20 protein-coding genes are annotated in these 18202 nt (G+C 66.0%); 3 read left to right on the forward strand and 17 right to left on the reverse strand.

Going from position 1 to position 18202, the window contains the following annotated elements:
• The 16 genes from L0U85_RS03705 to L0U85_RS03780 form a co-directional block, all read right to left on the reverse strand.
• Positions 1-1107, reverse strand: a complete 1107-nt coding sequence (locus L0U85_RS03705; protein WP_241376408.1) for a hypothetical protein — start codon at positions 1105-1107, stop codon at positions 1-3.
• Positions 1104-1988 carry a thiopeptide-type bacteriocin biosynthesis protein gene (locus L0U85_RS03710; protein WP_277605350.1) on the reverse strand — a complete coding sequence of 295 codons (885 nt, stop codon included), beginning with the start codon at positions 1986-1988 and terminating at the stop codon, positions 1104-1106. Before L0U85_RS03710 ends, L0U85_RS03705 begins: the two co-directional genes overlap by 4 nt.
• Complete coding sequence (locus tag L0U85_RS03715; RefSeq protein ID WP_241376410.1) at positions 1988-3214, reverse strand: lanthionine synthetase C family protein; 1227 nt, start codon at positions 3212-3214, stop codon at positions 1988-1990. Before L0U85_RS03715 ends, L0U85_RS03710 begins: the two co-directional genes overlap by 1 nt.
• Positions 3211-6288, reverse strand: a complete 3078-nt coding sequence (locus L0U85_RS03720) for a lantibiotic dehydratase (RefSeq protein WP_241376411.1) — start codon at positions 6286-6288, stop codon at positions 3211-3213. The genes L0U85_RS03715 and L0U85_RS03720 overlap by 4 nt, the downstream gene beginning before the upstream one ends.
• An 84-nt stretch (positions 6289-6372) precedes the next feature.
• Entirely contained in the window at positions 6373-6525 is a 153-nt protein-coding gene (locus L0U85_RS03725; RefSeq protein WP_241376412.1) for an FxLD family lanthipeptide, read from the reverse strand.
• Positions 6526-6554: 29 nt separating this feature from the next.
• On the reverse strand, positions 6555-7829 hold the full coding sequence (fxlM, locus tag L0U85_RS03730) for a methyltransferase, FxLD system (RefSeq protein ID WP_241376413.1): 1275 nt from the start codon (positions 7827-7829) through the stop codon (positions 6555-6557).
• A 45-nt stretch (positions 7830-7874) separates the two neighbouring features.
• Positions 7875-8288 carry a hypothetical protein gene (locus L0U85_RS03735; protein ID WP_241376414.1) on the reverse strand — a complete coding sequence of 138 codons (414 nt, stop codon included), beginning with the start codon at positions 8286-8288 and terminating at the stop codon, positions 7875-7877.
• A 576-nt stretch (positions 8289-8864) separates the two neighbouring features.
• On the reverse strand, positions 8865-9170 hold the full coding sequence (locus tag L0U85_RS03740; RefSeq protein ID WP_241376415.1) for a hypothetical protein: 306 nt from the start codon (positions 9168-9170) through the stop codon (positions 8865-8867).
• A 26-nt stretch (positions 9171-9196) separates the two neighbouring features.
• A complete protein-coding gene (locus L0U85_RS03745) occupies positions 9197-10405 on the reverse strand; it encodes a sulfotransferase (RefSeq protein WP_241376416.1) in 1209 nt (402 codons plus the stop codon).
• A 44-nt stretch (positions 10406-10449) separates the two neighbouring features.
• The gene (locus L0U85_RS03750) at positions 10450-10701 is read right to left on the reverse strand and encodes a hypothetical protein (RefSeq protein WP_241376417.1); all 252 of its coding nucleotides are present in this window, start codon (positions 10699-10701) and stop codon (positions 10450-10452) included.
• Positions 10689-11186, reverse strand: coding sequence for a VOC family protein (locus L0U85_RS03755; RefSeq protein ID WP_241376418.1), 498 nt, complete (start codon positions 11184-11186; stop codon positions 10689-10691). Before L0U85_RS03755 ends, L0U85_RS03750 begins: the two co-directional genes overlap by 13 nt.
• Positions 11187-11495: 309 nt before the next feature.
• Complete coding sequence (locus L0U85_RS03760) at positions 11496-11774, reverse strand: hypothetical protein (RefSeq protein WP_241376419.1); 279 nt, start codon at positions 11772-11774, stop codon at positions 11496-11498.
• A 125-nt stretch (positions 11775-11899) separates the two neighbouring features.
• Positions 11900-12094 carry a hypothetical protein gene (locus L0U85_RS03765; protein ID WP_241376420.1) on the reverse strand — a complete coding sequence of 65 codons (195 nt, stop codon included), beginning with the start codon at positions 12092-12094 and terminating at the stop codon, positions 11900-11902.
• 17 nt (positions 12095-12111) lie between these two features.
• On the reverse strand, positions 12112-12471 hold the full coding sequence (locus tag L0U85_RS03770; RefSeq protein WP_241376421.1) for a hypothetical protein: 360 nt from the start codon (positions 12469-12471) through the stop codon (positions 12112-12114).
• A 136-nt stretch (positions 12472-12607) separates the two neighbouring features.
• Positions 12608-12997, reverse strand: coding sequence for a hypothetical protein (locus L0U85_RS03775; RefSeq protein ID WP_241376422.1), 390 nt, complete (start codon positions 12995-12997; stop codon positions 12608-12610).
• Between the two features lie 134 nt (positions 12998-13131).
• Positions 13132-13410: a hypothetical protein gene (locus tag L0U85_RS03780; RefSeq protein ID WP_241376423.1), complete on the reverse strand. Its 279-nt coding sequence runs from the start codon at positions 13408-13410 to the stop codon at positions 13132-13134.
• Between the two features lie 1038 nt (positions 13411-14448).
• Between L0U85_RS03780 and L0U85_RS03785 the strand changes: the two genes are divergently transcribed.
• The 3 genes from L0U85_RS03785 (at position 14449) to L0U85_RS03795 (ending at position 17383) form a co-directional block, all read left to right on the forward strand.
• Positions 14449-15771 (forward strand): hypothetical protein, encoded by a 1323-nt coding sequence (locus L0U85_RS03785; protein ID WP_241376424.1) that lies wholly within the window; start codon positions 14449-14451, stop codon positions 15769-15771.
• Between the two features lie 6 nt (positions 15772-15777).
• Entirely contained in the window at positions 15778-16332 is a 555-nt protein-coding gene (locus L0U85_RS03790) for a GNAT family protein (RefSeq protein ID WP_241376425.1), read from the forward strand.
• A gap of 205 nt (positions 16333-16537) precedes the next feature.
• Positions 16538-17383: an NAD(P)-dependent oxidoreductase gene (locus L0U85_RS03795; RefSeq protein WP_241376426.1), complete on the forward strand. Its 846-nt coding sequence runs from the start codon at positions 16538-16540 to the stop codon at positions 17381-17383.
• A 94-nt stretch (positions 17384-17477) separates the two neighbouring features.
• On the opposite strand, the gene L0U85_RS03800 is transcribed toward L0U85_RS03795, so the two are convergent.
• Positions 17478-18200, reverse strand: coding sequence for a hypothetical protein (locus tag L0U85_RS03800; RefSeq protein ID WP_241376427.1), 723 nt, complete (start codon positions 18198-18200; stop codon positions 17478-17480).
• Positions 18201-18202 lie beyond the last annotated feature (2 nt).

Below are 18202 nucleotides of genomic sequence, written 5' to 3' on the forward strand. Positions count from 1 at the left end.
CTACTGGGTTGGCGCGGGCTCAGCAATCAGACTGCACAGGCGGGTAAGGCCGACATCGAATGCGACGTTGAGTCGTTGCCGCTGCAGGTTCGACGCCGCGTTGAACCCAAGGCCGGATTCCGAAAGCAGCGTTCTGAGATCCGCGAGAGCCTCGCTCTGCCCGAGAAGCACGAAGTGCTGGTTGCTCATCAGGTCCCGGGCGGCATAGGCGTCCTTGACTTCCAAGGCGACGTGGCCGAGTTTTTTGACGAGCATGTCGGTGTCAGCCCTGGTGAAATGCGCAAGTTCTAGGGTGCTCAGGCCCAGCCGAATCTGGAATAGTTGCTGTTCGGTCGGCAGTTCCAGCTGTAGATATTGCTGAACGAGGCGGCTGCAGCTCGTCGCGTTCGCGGTGCCGCTGAGGATCGCGCAGCAGGTCTCCAGGTAAGCGGCGAGGACCTGCTCCCATGGGTCGATCGCGGCGGTGTCGGCGATCATGGTGATCGCAGAGGTCAGGTCGCCTGTGATGTAGCGGGTGATGATGGCGGTCTGGCGACCGTCCAGGAGTCGGTCGCCGATGCCGTTGTGTCGTTGGAGGGCTTGCAGCGCTTCGGCCCATCGACCTGCACGAGTGAGGGCTCTGGTTCCGTCGGAGAGCATTGCGATCCACAACCGCTCCCGGGCAGCGTGGCGGCTCTCAGTCTCGGGGGTGAGATCAGCGAAGTCGACGGTGTCGCTGTCGATGGCGACGGAGGTGGCATCGTTGGCGGCGGTGAGGGTCCGGTCGAGGATCTGGTGGGCGCGGTCGCCGTCGCCTTCACGGACGGCGAGGCGGGCGAGGTTGATGATCGGCTCCATCGCGAGGCCGGCGGTCATGGTGTCCAGTGGCGCACGTTTGGCGAAGGCGTGGAACTGCCGCCAACACATGTCGGCGGCAATGCCTTGGGCGCCGATGTCGCTGGCGATGAGTGTGGTCAGGTTGAGCGCGGCGGCGGCCTCGGTGGCTGTCGCGGCGCCGTGAGCCATGCTGGTGACGTCGCTGATGCGCTGTTCCAAGGGAGCACAGATCGGGCGGGCCCGAGGTACGAGCGGGAACCAAATGGCGAGCGCCTTCGGGATGGTAGTCACGACATCATGCTCCTTGCTTCAGGTTGGCTCGCTTGACCGATGTTGATGAGGCTGGGGTCAGCGAAGGCTGCATCACGGGCGGCACGGGCGAGTCGCTGCTGTTCGGAAAAGGTCAGTCCGATGCGGTTCCAGTGGAACAGCACATGGTGGCCGATGACCGCGCGCAGCCCGCGTTCGAGGCGGCCCTGGTCGGCCAATGAACGGAGCGCGGTTCCCGCGGCGCGGAAGCCGTCCAGCCAGTCGGAGGCGAGGTCAGTGAGGGAACTGTCGAGGCGCCCCGTTGCGGCCGCGGGATCAGCGGTGAGGAACCGTCGGACGGTCAAGGCTGCCGTGTCAGGGTGGGAGGCGAGTGCAGTGTCGTTGCCTCGGAGGGCTGCCACGTGGGCCCAGATGTCGCCTTGTTCGTACCATTCCTGGCCGGCCTCGCTGGCCAGCGCCGTCGTGAGCAGCAGCGAGAGCTCGCGGCGCGGATCGGGCAGCCCGGTTCGGGCGGTTATGGCGAGGTAGTTGGCGATGTGCTCGGAGTCGGCGGAGAACAGCTGGTGAGCGATCCCCATGGCGGCGCGGCCGCCGAAAGCGGTCGTTTCGGGCTCGTAGACCTGGTGGATGGTCTTGTCGATGTGCTTCGCCACTCCGGGACTGGTGAGAAAGTCGCCGACGTACTGGCGTGCGGCGGCAGCGCGGATAGGCCGGGCGGGCCGGTAGCGCAAGCGCCACCAAGGGCTCTTGCGGATGAAGAACCAGCCGTCGACGATCGCATTGCTGATCGCCTCGCGCATCCACGGGCCCAGCATCGTCGAGCAGAACTGCTCGGCTTCGGTCGGATCGGTCAACTGCACACTGGTTTGGAGCCATCGCGCGCTTTCGGCGACATGTTCCATCAGCGCTTGCCTCTCAGGCTAGCGATCAGGAGGGACTCATCCCATGTGGACCCATCGGCGATCGTCGTGCCCGTAGTTCCCAGGACCAGCGCTTTGCCCGCAGTGCCGTCGAGGAGTCCGTCGCCGACGGGCTTGCTCTCGAGCAGCCGCCCCAATAGGTCCGGCAGGGCGGCGGCGAGTCGGGGATCGTGTGCGTCTTCGACCGCGCGTTGGACGATGCGGTAGAGCCCGGCGGTGCCGTGACAAAGGCCGCCTTCGGCGAGGCTTGCCTGCTGGGTTTCGTCGTCGAGGCAGCGGAGCAGGGCCTCTTCGGCGGCGCGCTGCCGGGGAGGGTCGTCTAGCGCGATCGCGGCTTGTTGGAGGGCGCGGGCGATCCCGGGGGTGCCGTAGCACCAGCTCGGTCGCCCGGGCCCTGGCTGCGTGCTGCGGTTCTGCTCTAGTTCGGGCCGTGTGAGCCATTGCGGCCACCAGCCGTGTTGGTGCTGCCAGGTGTCGTAGTAGTGGCAGATCTGCTCGATCGCCTCGCGCTGCCCGGGGACGCTAATGCCGGCCCGACTGGCGATGGCCATGCAGGCCAGTGGCCCCGCGATGCCGTGGGCGGCACCGAGATTGGCGTGCCCGCCGGGGAAATCCTTCGAGATCTTCAGGTAGGGGTCGTGGGGGGCCCACCAGCCTGGCAGCAGCGTACCGCTGATGCGAAGAGGCTTGGTCAGGTCGACCAGGTACGACAGCACGTCCCCGCACAGTTCGGCTTCGGGTTCGGTGGCGAGCAGGTAGGCGCCGAGGCCGGTGAGGCCCGAGAGCTGGCTGTATTCGCCGAACCATGCCGGCTGTTGGAGGCGAATGCGCTGACGCGCGCGAGTCAACCGCGTTGCCGTGATGTGTTTGACCTGTTTGTGGAGTCTGGCGTGCAGTTGCTCGGCTGGGCCTTCGGCTGCAGTCGTGTGGAGGACGAAGGCGACGGCGGGGGCGCCGTTGAAGAGGTTGGTGGCAACGGCGCTGTTGATGCGGGGGTAGGCGCTGGCGCGAAGCCAGGTGCGGGCGGTGGCGGTCTCGGCCCTGCCGGTCCGGACGCGCTCGTAGTGGAGCAGTGCGATGCCGAGTTTCCCGGAGCCCAATGACTGCTGCGCGGCGTCGGCACGCAGGTCGACAGAGTCCGGGTCGGTCAGGCGCGCGGTGATCTTGGCGGCTTCGGCGCTGCTGGTGGTGGCGATCGTGGCGCTCATTGGTGGGAGCTCCTTGGTGTCCGGGCCTTCCAGGCAAGGGCTGCGGTGCGGGCGAGGCGCAGGCAGTCCTGCTCGACGGCGGGGTCGATCGTTGCTGAACGGATGTGGTGCAGGTGCATCAGGGAGGCCAGCACCGTGTTTCGGTCGGGGTTGCCGCTGCCGTTGATTGCCAGGCGGTAGGCGGTGACGGTGGCGCTGCGGCGCTGCCAGGCATCAAGGACTGCGCGGCCCGAGGAGGAGGCGGAGAGGCTGGCGTTGACGTCGGATTCGGTGTCCAGCAGTCGGGCGAGGCTGGCGACCTGGGGACGGTCGATCGGTGGCCCCGAGCGTGCAACGTGGTCGAGGAGCCAGCGCATGCCCTCGTCTACTGAGCCGGTGAATGCGATGGCCAGGTCGATGAAGCTGGCCGCGCACAGCGCCTGCATCGGGTCTGGGTTCCGTGCGGCGTGGCGTAGCTGGGCGAGCGCGGCGGCCGAGTCTGCGGTGAAGACGTCTTCGATCGCACCCAGGGCGGTCCCTGTGCCCCACCGTCCGATCTCGGGGACGTAGGTGTCGAGCTGCAATTGGCTGATGAGCCCGCGCCGACGCAGTTCGGCGGCCCAGCAGCCAAGATGCTCACTTGCGGCGCCGTACCCGGTCGTCTCGGTGAGGCTAACGCGCAATCGCAGGTGGGGGCGGGGATCACGGTAGCGGACGAACCACCAAGCCGGGGGTTCGTCCCAGGCGGTGAGCAGCTCGGGCACGTCGAGCATGAGCAGGTCGTTGAAGCGGCCCGGGTGGGTGTAGAGCTTGGCGTACAGCCACTGCCCGTCGCCGGGCAGATGGTCGGTCTCGGCGGTGGTGAGCGTGGCGGGAGGCGCGATGCGCTTCGGCGCGGGGTTCGGCAGGCTCCGTGCGGCGAGGGGGAGCGTGATCTCGTGGGCGCGTCCGCCGATCCAGTCGAAATCGGTGTCGCTGGGCGCTTCGCGGAGGATGGCGGTCCCGGTGCGGTCGATCTCGTCGCGTAGCAACGCCAGGTGGGCTTCGTCGTCGAGGTTGATGCGGAAGCGGATGTCGCTGTCGCCGAGGTAGGCGTGGTCGGGAATCCGATGTGAGCGGCGCAGTTGCTCCCAGGCGTCGGTCCATTCAGTCCACGAGCGGTCCTTGGCGGGGAGCTCGGCCCGGGAGATCTTCCATCGGGCGGCGGCGAGAATGCTGCGGCCCGCGCGAAGACGTGGGAGAACCGGGAGTGCCGATGCGATGCCCCAGTCGGGCATCGCATAGACCGAGGCGCGTGATCGTGGCAGTTCGGCGAGGAACCGCTGCAGCGGATGGAGCCGGGTCGTCGGCTCGATCGCGTTGGGGACGACCGGTTCGACGGCGCGTCCGTCGACAAGGTTGACCAGGCGCAGACCGTCGAGGTCGGCGGTGACGGCGAGGTTGTCCAGCCTCGTCGTTTCCCTGCCGCTGGCGGGGAATTCGCCGAGGGCGAGGAGGTCGGGCAGCGCCTGCGGCACCCGGCCGACGTTCGCGGTGGACACATACATCGGAGGGCCGGACAACTGGAGGCGCTGGGCGCCGGCGAATGCCGTGGGCAGCTGCGCCCATGCTGCGGTGATGCGTTCGCGGTCTTCGGGGTCGAGCAGGTGCAGGAACCGCCCTTCGGTGGTTCCCACGTTCCGTCCCGCGCCTTCGACCACGAGTGTGAAGCGGCCTGCATCGAGGTCGTGGCGGTCCTTGGCCCGCAGGTGGAAGGAAATGCCGACATGCGGCGGTGGGACGGGGTCTGCCGTGGCGAGGTCGGTGAGGTTTTCGGCTTCCAGGTCGATCTCCGTGCGACCCTGGCACACCGCTCGATGGGCGAGCGCAAGCAGCTGCCTGTCGCGCTCGGTCGTTGCTGGCTGGGCCCTTGTGAGAATCGAGTCGCGGTATCCGGCCGGGAACCCCAGCCCGGCTACCGGGTCGACCAGATCCCGCACCCGGACGACGGCGCCGATCCCGTACCGTTCGAGGAACTGGTGGTGGTAGTCGACCCAGACGCCGAATCCTTCCGGGAGCGGGGTCAGTCGCAGTAGCCAGGACGCGGCGTCCTCTGCTTCGGCGACGACCGCTGGGGGCATGCCGAGACGCGCGTCGATGCGCAGATCGACTGCCAGTGCCGGTCGGTTTGCTTCGGCGCCGAGCTGTTCAGCCATGCGGCGAAGGTCCGCGAGGCTCCCTCGCCGACCGGCGATGTCTTCGACCGTGCGCAACTCTCGGTGCACTTGCTGGAGCGTCTCGAGGGAAACGGAGTCCTCGTCAAGCCGCGTCGTGGCTGTGGTGTTCACGCGCACTTCAGTGAGCACGTGGCCGAGCGGGTCGGGTTCGGTCATCGGCGTGCGCAGCGAGGTGATGAGCGCTCCCCTGGCTACCAGGGTCTGGAGGAGGGACGCAATCGTGGCGGCCGGGGTTCGCGGGTATTCGGCGGCGAGCTTCGCGGCCAGATCAGCGCACTGGATGGGTTGTTCGGCGAGCCGAAGGACCGCCTCCAGCGCCGCGGTGCGTCGCATAGAGACCTCGGCCGGGTTCGCTCCGTCAAGCTCGGCTTGGGAAAGGAACGTCAATCGGCCGCCTTGGATTGCAGCGAGATTGTTCACCACCACGGGCAGGTCCGAGAAGAGGTCGCGTTCGAGGCTTGTGACGATCTGGTGGAGCACCGTCGCGTCCAGGTTGGCGGTGGCGCGATGTGCGGTGCCGATCTCCACGATGGGCGTGTCCGTGAAGCGGATCGGAGCGATTCCGGCGAACAGGCCGAACGGCGTGGCTCTGGTGTCCATCCGCAACCGGTAACGCAGCAGAGACGACGCGGCCCGGCGTATCCGGCGCACGTCGGCGACCTTCTCAGCGCAGATCGCTTCGATACGGCCGGCCAATGCTGGGCTGGCAATTTCGACGGCGGTGGCCAGCGCTTCGTCAGCCCACGTGGCGCGAATCCACTCGCGTTGTGCATCGGCGGCTTCGGGGTCCGTGTGGTGCAGGACCGGTAGGGCCGGCCGCGGCCTCGCGTCGGTGTGTACCGACAGGCGCACCAGCCCGGCCTCGACGGCTCGGAACATCCTGGCCTCGCTTCCCAAGGACGGTTGTTGGGCGAAAGAGGGGGCCGGTACCGGCCGAGGCGACCGGTACCGGCAAAGGGGGGCCTAGCGGCAGCTGGTGCAGGCGCTCTGGCAGGTCGACCCGCACCCGTCGCTGGTGTCGTAGAGGATCTTGCCGAGGTCGGGGCCTGACTCTACGAGCTGGATGTCGAGTTCGAAGGCGTCGATCTCGACCTCGTCGAGCTGCTGGGTGTCCATGTCACTCCTTGTATTTCTCGGTTTGCGGATCAGTTCGCCTGGCCGGTGCGACCGGGGGTCGGCGGCCAGGAGACGGTGACGCGGCTGTGCCGCTTTTCGATGACGCGCCCGAGCGGCAGGTCGCCGTCGAGGGAGTCCTTGGGGTGGACTTCGAAGTGCGGCCCGTCCCCGCGACGCTGGTTGCGGTTCCAGCTTCGGATGTGGACGACGAGCTGGTCTGCGAGGTCCGAAGCGTGTGGTCCATGTGCGAAAGCGCCGAACTCGAAGTCGGTCCGGTCGTCGCCGACCGGCCGGAGTGTCAGGTAGGCGAGTGAATCGCTGTCCCAGATCGCTGACATGCCCCAGCGCAGCGAGAGCTCCACCAGTCCCGAATCCAGACCGCGGTCGGTCGCGGTCAGGTAGCCGTATGACCCGGCAACGGTCGCCAGCCACATGTCCAGGTCATCCCACGGCTCCATGCCGCCGACAGTGACGCCGGACCACGTCTCTTGGCGCGGTGCCTCCAGCGCCTTCTGCAGCGATTCGGCTTCGACTGGCTGGCGGTCGTCGACGCGCAGCACGATGTCCTCGCCGTGCAAGCCCACCAGCCTCTGTCGGCTCTCGCCGATGCCTTGCATCGGGACGAAACCGCACAGCTCAAACTCCGTGCACACCAGACGGTCGTCATCGGGCTCGAACACGAAGGACCGTTCCAGTCCCCGCATCCGCAGCGGCACGACCAGGCGCCCGTTCTCACCCAGCTGCGCCACCCACGCGGGAGGGATATCGGGAGCGCTGACGGTGACCAGGATGCGGTCGAACGGCGCGAACTGCTCGGCGCCAAACTCGCCGTCGGCGCACACGACGGTGACAACGTCGTCATAGCCGGCATCGGCCAGGCCCTTCTCTGCGCGTTCGCACACCTCTGGGTCGATATCGAGCGAGACCACCGCGCCGGATGGACCCACGAGCTCGGCGATCAGCGCGGCGTTATAGCCGCCGCTGCCGATCTCCAACACCTTCATCCCCGGCGTGATCTGCGCCTGCTGCAGCATCGTCGCCTGCAGCCACGGCGCCGAGACCGAACTGATCGGAACGCCCTTGCCATCACGTTTCATGATCGGCACCTTGTCGGCATACGCCTCTTCTAGGCTGACACCCGGTGTGAACAGGTGCCTGGGCACCGTCCGCACCGCCTCCAGGATCGGCTGGTCGACCGTCCTGCCGATGTCGGCACGGTTCTTGACGATCGTCTCGACCAGCTCCTGCCGGAGCCGATCAGCGGCTGCGTTCTCGTCGGGCTGTGCGGGTTCGGTGTTGGTCACGTGTTCCTCCTCAATTGCGGTGTTCATCTACGGGGCCCGCTCTGGCTATGCGCGGGGCCCGGTCCCGTTCCAGGGGATGTTCATGTCGGGTCGCCTGGTCCTAGACCAGTAGACAACGAAGGACTTGAAGTCGGGGTGGACCGCTACCGGCAGCAATGGGCAAAGCGGCCGAGCGTCAACGACACACCACCACATCGACATGGCCAGGTCGACCATGCCGACAACTTCATCGCCGTGCGGGTGGTCGAATCGCCGGTCGTTCGGGTCGAGGATCAGTTGAGGGCTCTTGCCCAGGTCCCAGCGGACGATGCCGACGGTGGACCGGAAGTCGCCGTCGCGGCACAACCACATCGCCCGGTAGTTGTGGTAATGGACGCTCAGCCATTCGCCGTTGGTGAGGATGCGTCCGAGTTCCATGCCGGGGAGGATCGTCGGCCGCTGCTGCTGCTCGCGGTTCACTGGAGTCAGCTCCTTCCGGCCGAGGTCCTGCGCCGACTCGTTGGGGGCCTGGCATCGGGTCGACCGTGCGAGATCGAGAATGTGCACGGTCGACCCTGCCGGTTGGAGGCAGTCCTGCCAAAGTCTCATCCGGCCGCACTCCCCGCATCGTGTCGGCACTGTGGACACCAAGCACGGTCATGGAAGCGACGGCCCGGAACATAGCGCCAACCGGCCGCCTCCACCCGGCGCACAAGGTCCCCATACCCCATGAAGGAGACCTCCAGACCCGCCGAACAGAGGCGGCACGACACCGATACGGCCCTCGGAGCGCCAACCTGCTCCGACAATTGCCAGGTGTCCGTCTTGAGACCGCGGGAGTCCACGGCCCTATGGCCGCGATCGTCGTTGAAGGCGCCAGCGTCAAGCAGCCGAGCCAGCTCCGCTTGCTCGGTGTCAGCCAGAGCAGGAACCACCGGACGAGAACCGCTCGCGTATATGCCCTGCTCTTGGGCTTGATCCTCAGGTGCCATGCATGAAGCGTCGCTCATAGCGACATGACATCGCTACGGTCTGAATCGGACAGATGCATGACATCTATGCGACAACGCCTGTGAAAGGCGATCTCGTCGCGGAGCACAGCGGCGCGCAGCGCGATGAACGACAATTCACGAACCGAGTGGCCGTGGTGTCGTCGCCGCCAAGCAAGCGCAGCGGGTAGGTGTTGTTCTCAAATGAAGCGAGATACTTCGCGAGCGTTGTCTTGCCTGCGCCGGTTGGACCTTCGATAGCGATCAGCCGCTCGCGCGAGCGCTCGCGTCCCGGCTCGGCATGGTGATGTGGCCGGGCTCTTGATACCGGTGTCAACTGGCGCATTGCCGGGCCGGTGGAGTTGAATTCCATGGCTATGCCCACCTGCGGTGGCGGGTTCAGCGGTGGCTCGGCTCGGGTCCGGGCATGGTCGACCAACGGCCGTAATTGCCGAAGGCGGCCTCGATGGTGGTTGTGTCGAGTCCGTAACGGGCGATCTCATACTCGTGGAGGCGTGCCCGGTCCGGCCGGGCGAGCACCCCGTCGAGCGCGTCGGCGTCCTCACCCGTCCAGTTGGCACCGACCAGGTCGTAGAGCCGGGGCACGGCCTGGTGTGGGTCGGAGCAGAGCCAGTCGTAGGGGACGTGGATGACGCGGTCCTTGATGGCGGGCAGGGACTCTCTGGCGCGGTCGATGAGGCGTTCGAGGAGACGCAGGCACATCTTTCCGATCTCGTCGAGCCTAGGGTTGCGGACGTGCAGTCGGGTGCTGGTCTCGACCAGCGAGCAGATCGAGCCGACGATCGTGACCGGGTCGCGGTGCATCCACACGATCGTGCAGTCGGGAAAGACTCGGACAAGTTCGGGCAAATTCTCGAGATGGGTGGGGCTCTTGAGGACCCACCGCTTGTGCGGCCTGCCGTGTTGTAGGACCTGGAGCGCTTGTTTGAGGTAGTCGTAGTCGGCCCCGAAGTCGCGGTCGGCCAACCGCCGCTCGTAGTCCGGCAGCGGCGCCCGGGCCAGGTGCTGCGATCCATGCGGCAGCAAGAACGGATCCTCATCGGGCCGCTCGGGGTCCTGGGGGTGGATAGACCAGAACGCCGGGGCGAGGCGGAGCACGGTGCGCATGGCGCGCCGGGTCGAACGGATGACCTGCTGCTCGGCTGCGGGTTCCATGGGCAAGTCGGTGTGCATCCATTCCCACAGCAGCGGGGCACGGTGAGCCTCGGAGCGGGCGATGATGTTGTGGGTCAACGTGGTGGCGGTGCGCGGCAGACCGACGACCACGATCGGCCGCTCGATCACTCCGAATCGCAAGGGAAGCGTGGCGTGCAGGCGCCGGATGCGCAGCCGGTTCTCCAGGCGCGAGCGAATGTCCCCGATCGCCGACAACCACCCGATCGAGGTCAAGCCCTCGACTGCGGCGAAGTCTCGCAGCAGGAAACGGAAGTCCTCGATGAATACCTCGTCGCCCACGGCGGTCCCGCCGCTGGCCTTGACGGCTTGGTCGAGCAAGCGGTCGAAGGCCCGGTCGGGGTCGCGGCGGCCGATCGTCAGCGGCGCCAGGGCCGCGTTGACTACTGGTGTGATGGCAGAGATGCGTCGCATAGGTTGTCCCTTCGCTGGTAGGTGGGGGGGAGTTCGGAGCGGAACTAGCGGCGGCCGATCGGCGGCAAGGTGGGGCCCTTGCGGATGCGCCGGACCGCCCGCACCGTGAGCACCGCGGCGCCGATGCTGGCCAAGGCGGCGATGAAGGCCAGGCCGAGGGTGAGTGTCCAGCGGCCGTGGGCTCCGATGTAGACCGCGGCCAGCACACTGACGAGCCCGATCACAGCGCAGACGCCGGGGATGAACAGGCGAGCGCTCCACTCGAGGATCGCGCTCACGGCATTCAGTGCGTCCACGGTTGGTCTCCGATCCGTTCCGGGGCACCCGGAAAGGATTTCGGCAGGGTGTCTGTCGCCGGCCAAGGCGGGAGCTGGTGCAGCTGCACAAGGCGACCGTCGGGATCGCGTGTACAGGCGATTACCTCATGAGCCGGGCCGGTGGTGTCAGGTGTGCGGGGCTGGTCGACTACGGCCGCACCGTGGGCCGACAGGCGGGCCGGGTCGATGCGGTGGACGTGGATCGCCAGGCGTGGTGCGAGCGCATCGCGGGCACCGGCGTCGTCGTACGGCGGCACCTCGTGCAGCTCGATGACCGCCGCGCCGCAGTTCAGCAGCGCCGCCAGACTGCCGTCGACCATGACCGGGCTCTGTTCGACCGGCAGGCCGAGCGCATCGGCATAGAACTCCAACATCTTGTCGAATCGGCGGGTCGGGATGACGATGCCCAACAGGCTCGCTGTCACGCGGGCCGCGCCTGGTGTGGTGTCGGTGTTGCTGGTCATGTTGATTCCGTTGGGATCGGGATTGGTGGTCGGGATGCCTGTACGAGGCCGGGGCGGGGCTCGAAGGCCAAGGCGCGGAGCGATCTCAAGGCGTGCTTCCGATCAAACGCGGGCCGTACTCCAGGGCGTACGCCACCACGACGAGGCTGAGGGCGGCTACGATTGCCAACCTGAGCCAGCGTCGCGACCACCTTGCTTTGTGAGTCCACCGGGAGACCGTTCCCAGGCGGACGGCGGCCCAGTAGATGAAGTACACGCCGACAGCGGCCACAACCAGGCTGAGCGGGCCCGTGAGCAGTTCTCTCATCGCTACCGCCCCACCTCGGTGCGACCGACGGCGACACCGACCGCGAAGGCCGCGACTATGAGGACGAGGCCAGCGAGGATGCCAAGGTAGATCTTGGAGCCTTCTCGCACTCTGTCGGATCTCAGCGCGAGCAGGATCGAGACGGTCACGATCACCGCGAATACGGCGCGAGTGAAGGTCAGCTCGAAGACGCCGGCCGCAGCTTCCACGAACTCGGTGGCGGTGGGCGCTCCAGTCTGGGCTGCGTTGGCGATCGGGGCGGGGGTGTGCGAGGAGGTCATGGCCGGTTCGTTCTCCTGTTCATGGTGACGGCTGTGACGGATACGGTCAGCGGGGAAGCGGATCGTGGCCCGTGGCGTAGCGGAGCGCTGGTGCGGCTGAGTGCCGATGGTCGAGACAGTGAGCCTCAAACACCGCCCCAAGTCGCTGCGACATGGGTGGCGTAAGTGGCCAGGGTGCCCGACCACAAGGCCAGGACGACCAGAACTGCCGCTGGGGCACTGGAGGCGGTGCGGCGATCGGCTGCCTCGGCGACCAAGTGGAGTGCGACGGCGCCTGCGCCGACCGCTGTAGCGATGTGCTGGATCTGTTCGGGGCTCAACTGTTTTCCTCGGTTGGTCATCGGATAGGGGACCTGATGGTCTTGGGGGGTTCTTGGGAAACGGCTTCGCGAGCGGCGGCGGTGACCCTGATGCCGAGTGCAGGGTCGAGGTCAGCGCCGGCGAAGAGGTGGTCGTAGAGCGCCTGGACGCGTGCGCTGGTGCCGGTGCGGAAGAGCTGAGCGGTCTGGAGTCCCGTGGGCGGCTTGTCGATCAGCCATCCGGTTTCCCACTGTCCGCCCGCACCAGGGCCACAGAGGGCAACATCGCGCGTTCGAGAACCAGGCTCGACCAACTTGAGCGTGAGCCACGTGGCGGTGCCGTGCACGATGAGCGTGCGGCCCAACCATCGGAAGGAGCCGAGCTTCGGGGAGGTCATCGTTGGATAGTTCCTTGCGTTTGAGCGGTACTGCGCTGCTGGACCCCGCGTGGATCAGGCAGCCAGAGTGTGTAGGTCTCTGCGGTCTCGGCTGATCGCCTTCAGAGGAGGACGGATCCTCGCAGCCTGAGAAGGTTCAATGGCCCGTATCGAGTTCGGCCCAGACTCTCGCGGCGAGCCTGGCGGCATCGGCCAGTAGCTCGTCGCTCCAGCCTGAATTGAACGGATGGAAACGCGGCTGGTCGGTGCCGAGGTTGTCGGCGTAGCCGAGACCGAACTCGGGCGCGGGTTTGACACACCTGAATCGCAATCTCGGTGCCTTGCTGTAGCGCTCCCGGTACGCCCGCACGATGCAACCGTCGAGATCGAACTCGCCGCAGCACACGAGCTGGCGCAGCATTCGGTACTCCATGAAGTAGCGCGCCTCCGCGATCAAATAGTCGTGGTTCGGCACCAGCCAGTCCCGTTCGATGAAATTGCTTCGAATGCAGGGCGCGGCGGAAGTGAGCCGGAAGGCGGTGGCCAACCAGGAGCCATGCCCGCGCCCCGTGCTCCGGAATACCTGCACGACACGATGGCTGGTTCGGATGAACCTGATTCGGTTGCCGTCAAGCCGCATCTCGCCCTGACTCAGATCCTCATCTCCGGAGGGCCCGAACATCAGGTGATAGCCGCCGCCTGCTCGTGCTCCTCGCTGTAGCGGCGCTGGGCCGCTTCGCGGATGTCGCCTCGCTGGTTGTGCAGTTTGGCGACGAAGCTCCCGCGCAACATGCATCGCGGATTGCCTTGCGCGACGCCAACTACTTCGCCGACCGGTTCGGCCGTCGTGTCGGCGGTGTAGAGCCTGACGCGCTGGTCGTCGAGGTCGATCACGAACCGGACCGGAAGCCCACCGTCGAGCCGCACTGTGAACTCCGGTAGTCCATCGAGTTCCGTCATCGGATCACTCCTCGCTGGTACTGATGCGGCCCTTCCGCTGTCGCCCGCTGAGGCGGCTGGGTGACGGTCGCACTCGCAGCTGTGTGGTTGGCGCGTGCGCCTTCGGCCTCGGCCGGGGAGACGAGCCGGTTCTGGGTCGCCCATTGGAGGTCGGCGAAACTGGCGAGTTCCAGGAAGTCGGCCAGCGCTGTGAGGCGATGACTGCATCCGTGCGTTTCTCCCGAACGCTGCCATCGCTGGTCGCACATTGAGCAGACCAGGTGACCGAGGCCAAAGAGCCGGCGTATCGGCTGATAGTGGAGCTGGAGTACAAGCCGAGCCCGGTGCATCCTCGTCTTCCGGTCCTCCTGGTCGGAATTCTCGCGATGTTCGGCGGAGATGGGGCTCCGACGTATCATGGTCGTGGTCATGGGAGGGTTCCTCCTGTGGTTGGAGGCGGCCCACCCGAATTGTGCTCCGGCAAGAGATTCCAGTTCAGGAGGGCCGCCCGTCTGTGTTAGCGGGAATCGATGAAGTTGTAGCCCGCTCGCGTCCGCGAACTCCTCAGCAAGGGAGACGAGCGGGCCCCGACCGCCTTGCGGCATCGACGGTCAAACCGCTCTGCAAGTCAGTACCGTTCAGTCAGCGGCTCGGAACGCGCAGCGGCGGACGACGCCTGCGAAATCCTTCATGACGTCACCCCTTCCGCTGCCGCAGCCAAGAGCGCGTCAAGACGATCCCGGAGCTGGAGCCCGACGGTGCAACCTCCTGCCGATGCACGCCCGGCCGCCTCTCGACAGCGCGCACAGTCGAGCAGGTGTCGGGTTAGCTCGGCTCGCTTCCTATCTGCCGAAACGGAGAACCCCAAACGAGCTTCGTTCGCACATATGCCCTGTTCTTGGGCTTGATCGTCGGGTGCCATGCATGTAGCGTCGCTCATAGCGACATGACATCGCTACGGTCTGAATCGGACAGATGCATGACATCTATGCGACAACGCTTGTGAAAGGTGATCTCGGCGAGCAAGAGTGAAGTCAGCCAATGGGAGGGTGACTGATCATGGCAGGACGATCGGACCGTGCGCCACGCACCATGCTTGAGGCGCTGCTGCGCAGCCGCGATACCGCCACCTATCGTGACGTGATTGATGAGTTCGACAGCGTGGCAAAGAGCCTTGGAGCCCGAGCGACGATGTCCCCGCGTCACCTGATGCGGATCGCAGCTGGAGAATGCGGGGCCAGCCCGCAGGTCAGGCGCGTCCTTCAGAAGATGTTCGGACGACCAGCCGAGGATCTCCTCGTGCCGATGGAGCCGGATCTGCCCATCGTTCACAGTCCTGGAATTGATCGGTCACCCGTGTCTGTAGAGGAGCAGGTCATGTCTGCCGCGAAGAGAGCACGCCGTTTCACGATGTCTCATGAGGCCGGTCCGACCACGGTCGTGGTCGATCAGCTCATGGATGACTTGGCGGCAATTGCTCGCGATTACCAGGTCAAGCCAATCGGAGAGATTCTCCCGAGCCTCACACAGCTCCAGGACGATGCGTTCACCCTGGTAGAAACCAAGAAGCTTCGGCCACAGTTTGCCAGGGACTTGTACCTCGTTGCCGGCGTAACAACCGGCCTGCTCGCCAAGGCCAGCCATGACCTGGCGAAACCGAATGCCGCCGTGACTCAGGCCAGAGCCGCATACCTATGCGCTGAACAAGCCGATCATGACGGGCTGCGGGCCTGGATTCACGGCCTCCAAGCGCTGGTGTGCTACTGGGCGGGGCGGCACACCTACGCGCTACAGCACACGCGCCACGGCGCGACATTCGCGAAGCGTTCAGGCGGCACCTCGGTGGTCTGGCTCTATGCCGCCGAGGCACGGAGCATGGCCGCGCTCGGCGACTTCAGTGGTGCCGAAGAGACGATCCTGCAGGCCCAGGACGCCCGCGAAGGCGTTGAAGGCGACGACCTCGACAACCTTGGCGGCATCTGCACCTTCGGCCTCCCTCGGCAGCAGTACTATGCGGCCGATGCCCTGGCATGGAGCCCCGCAGCAGCCGACCAAGCCAAGTCACACGCCATCGAATCCCTTGAATCCCACCGGAAGCTAGGCGAGAACTACGCCTTCAGCGACGCCTCCGGAGCCGCCGCCGACCTGGCTATCGCCCACATCAATAGCGCGTCCCCCGACCTGGACGGGGCGCTCACTGCCATCCAGCCGGTGCTGGACCTCGCCCCCGGCCAGCGGATCAACGGCATCGTCCATTCCCTGGACCGAGTAAGCGAATCTATCCGTCGGTCCGAACTGGCGAACGAGACCCAAGCGCACGAGATCATCGAAGCCGTCGAAGACTTCTCGGCAGTCACGGCCGCAGGCCCACAGGAGGGTTGAAACTTCGTGTATCCCGTCGAACTGACCGGTGCCGCGATCATGCTACGAGAGTTCAGGGAGAGCGACGCCAGAGCCGTGCACCCGATAGTAGGCGACGATCGGGTCACCAAATGGCTCTCCTTCGACTCACGTTCCGTGCAGGAGGCGGAGAACATGTTGCACGGTGTGCTCGAACGGGCGACTCTACAACCACGCACCGAGTACTACCTCGCGGTGGAACACCTTGACAGTCCGGGTTCGCTGGTGGGGTTCGCGAGATTGGCGCTGTCCGGTGTCCGCGCCGGGAAGCTCGGCTACGCGGTGGCATACCAAGCTTGGGGACGGGGCATCGCGACCGAGGCAGCGCGACTCTTGGTCGATTTCGGCTTCCAAGTCCTTGAGCTGCACCGCGTCTCAGCTGCGGCCGGGCCTGACAATCCGGCATCGATCAAGGTCATTGAGAAACTCGGATTCACCCGCGAAGGTCGCATCCGCGACCACGTCTTCACTAACGGAGCATGGCGAGACTCAATCCTGTACTCGATATTGGAACACGAGTGGATTGGAGAGCCGGAGGTATGACCCCATGATCGAGTACCGCGACCTTGATGCCACTAGAGTCACCGACCTCGTAGCTGAGATCACCGAACTGTACGTCGAGATGTACGCCGAACCGCGCCCAGTTGAAGCGTCCCTCCATTGCCTCGGCTGCCGGTGCGGCTGAGTTGGACGAACAGATCCAAGCTTTCTGTCTGAAGGCCACTGAACCGAGAAAGGCACTGCCGCAATGACGATCGGCATACTCCATCCGGGCCAAATGGGAGCCGCCATCGCAGCGCAAGCGCGCAGCCGCGGAGTTCGCGCGCTGTGGTGCCCCGACGGACGAAGCGAGGCAACCGTCCATCGTGCGCAAACGGCAGGCCTGGAATCCGTTCCCAGCCTGCCCGACCTGCTGGCGCAGGCGGACATGGTGCTCTCAGTGTGTCCGCCGGCATTCGCCGAAGACCTCGCTCGGGAGGTAGCCCGCCACGGGTACAACGGCGTCTATGCCGACGCGAACGCCATCAGCCCCGAACGAGCGCAACGCATCGCCACAATCCTGCCCAATGCGACGGTGGTCGACGGCGGGATCATCGGACCACCTCCGACCGAGGCCACAGTGGCCCGGCTTTACCTCTCCGGTCCCCAAGGAGCCTGTGCCGACGTGGCGCACCTGTTCACCGGGACCTTGGTGGAGGTTCACCAGATCGGGAACGAAGTCGGCAAGGCTTCAGCGCTGAAGCTGTCGTTCGCGTCCTTCCAGAAGGCCACTCGAGCGCTCGCAGCTGTATCCCATGCGCTGGCCGATCACCATGGCGTTCGTGAAGCACTGCAATCCGAGGCCGAGCGCATGGGTTCCTCGGCACTCGCCCAACCCGGATACCTGCCGAGCGTCGCCGCCCGCGCGTGGCGATGGGCACCGGAAATGCAAGAAATCGCCGCCGCGCTGCACGAAGCAGGACTGCCGACTCACCTGGCCGAAGGCGCCAAACGTGTGCTCGAGCAGTGGAACGACGACAAGGACGCCTGGAACATCGAACTTGACGAGGTCTTCAAGCACCTCAGCACGGCAAACGACGAGACCGACCGCTGACTACCGGAGGCCCCAGCGAACGCTGACCGTCGATTCTCGCTCTGGACTGCCGAAAATGATCGGTCGGACCTCGCGACGCCAGTGGTTGCCCGCGCTATATGCGTGCCTTATAGAGGTCGTGGACGCGCAACAGATCGGGCACGAGGGCTTCGTAGTCGCTGACGACCCGTTCCAGGTCTGCCACCAAGACCACCCCGTCCGGATAGCCCGCCGGACACGGGTAGGTCCAGATGCTGCCCGGCAGCTCAGCCTCACCGATCCCGTTGGGGAACAGCGTCAAGGCCCCTATGTACCAGGCTGCCTCTTCTCGGGCATCGGCTAGTTCGTCTTCGAGCCTCCCGTATCGGATGGTGGCCTCGTCGGCGTCCACGGCCGCCGCGGCGGCGCACAGCAGCTCGACGAGAAACTCCGGAGAATGTTCGTTGAGCGGGCGCGCTTCTCCGCGAGCAGGGTTCGATGCATGGAACTCCAGGACGTGATTGAATCCGGTCTCGTCTCCACCGACACTCCATCCGCCCGAGACCATGAACTCCGGGTAGTCGTCCAAATAGCCTTGGATTCCGCCGCCAGCGGATCCGCCTGGCATGAGGTTCCCATCGTCATCGCGGAGCCGGTTCGCTTCGATCACGGCGGTGACGGCGTCCAGGTCGCTCCACTGGGCCGCGCTCATGTTCTCTGAGCGCCACGTCAGCGGCGTCTCATACTCCGCACCGATCCGATCAGCGATGGCGTCCAGTTGCGAGCGAAGCCGTCTGGCCTCGCCGCGCCAGCCGTCCTGGGCATGCTTGTCCGAGCTGGTCACCAGGGCCCATTCCATGT

Source organism: Glycomyces sp. L485 (assembly GCF_022548875.1).
GTDB lineage: Bacteria > Actinomycetota > Actinomycetes > Mycobacteriales > Micromonosporaceae > Glycomyces.

What these genes read in the sequence shown, in the direction of transcription:
- L0U85_RS03710 (WP_277605350.1), bottom strand. Translation starts at nt 1,988, where the DNA reads ATGGAACATGTCGCCGAAAGCGCGCGATGGCTCCAAACCAGTGTGCAG.
- L0U85_RS03715 (WP_241376410.1), bottom strand. Translation starts at nt 3,214, where the DNA reads ATGAGCGCCACGATCGCCACCACCAGCAGCGCCGAAGCCGCCAAGATC.
- L0U85_RS03720 (WP_241376411.1), bottom strand. Translation starts at nt 6,288, where the DNA reads ATGTTCCGAGCCGTCGAGGCCGGGCTGGTGCGCCTGTCGGTACACACC.
- L0U85_RS03725 (WP_241376412.1), bottom strand. Translation starts at nt 6,525, where the DNA reads ATGGACACCCAGCAGCTCGACGAGGTCGAGATCGACGCCTTCGAACTC.
- L0U85_RS03740 (WP_241376415.1), bottom strand. Translation starts at nt 9,170, where the DNA reads ATGGAATTCAACTCCACCGGCCCGGCAATGCGCCAGTTGACACCGGTA.
- L0U85_RS03745 (WP_241376416.1), bottom strand. Translation starts at nt 10,405, where the DNA reads ATGCGACGCATCTCTGCCATCACACCAGTAGTCAACGCGGCCCTGGCG.
- L0U85_RS03755 (WP_241376418.1), bottom strand. Translation starts at nt 11,186, where the DNA reads ATGACCAGCAACACCGACACCACACCAGGCGCGGCCCGCGTGACAGCG.
- L0U85_RS03760 (WP_241376419.1), bottom strand. Translation starts at nt 11,774, where the DNA reads ATGACCTCCTCGCACACCCCCGCCCCGATCGCCAACGCAGCCCAGACT.
- L0U85_RS03770 (WP_241376421.1), bottom strand. Translation starts at nt 12,471, where the DNA reads ATGACCTCCCCGAAGCTCGGCTCCTTCCGATGGTTGGGCCGCACGCTC.
- L0U85_RS03780 (WP_241376423.1), bottom strand. Translation starts at nt 13,410, where the DNA reads ATGACGGAACTCGATGGACTACCGGAGTTCACAGTGCGGCTCGACGGT.
- L0U85_RS03785 (WP_241376424.1), top strand. Translation starts at nt 14,449, where the DNA reads ATGGCAGGACGATCGGACCGTGCGCCACGCACCATGCTTGAGGCGCTG.
- L0U85_RS03795 (WP_241376426.1), top strand. Translation starts at nt 16,538, where the DNA reads ATGACGATCGGCATACTCCATCCGGGCCAAATGGGAGCCGCCATCGCA.
- L0U85_RS03800 (WP_241376427.1), bottom strand. Translation starts at nt 18,200, where the DNA reads ATGGAATGGGCCCTGGTGACCAGCTCGGACAAGCATGCCCAGGACGGC.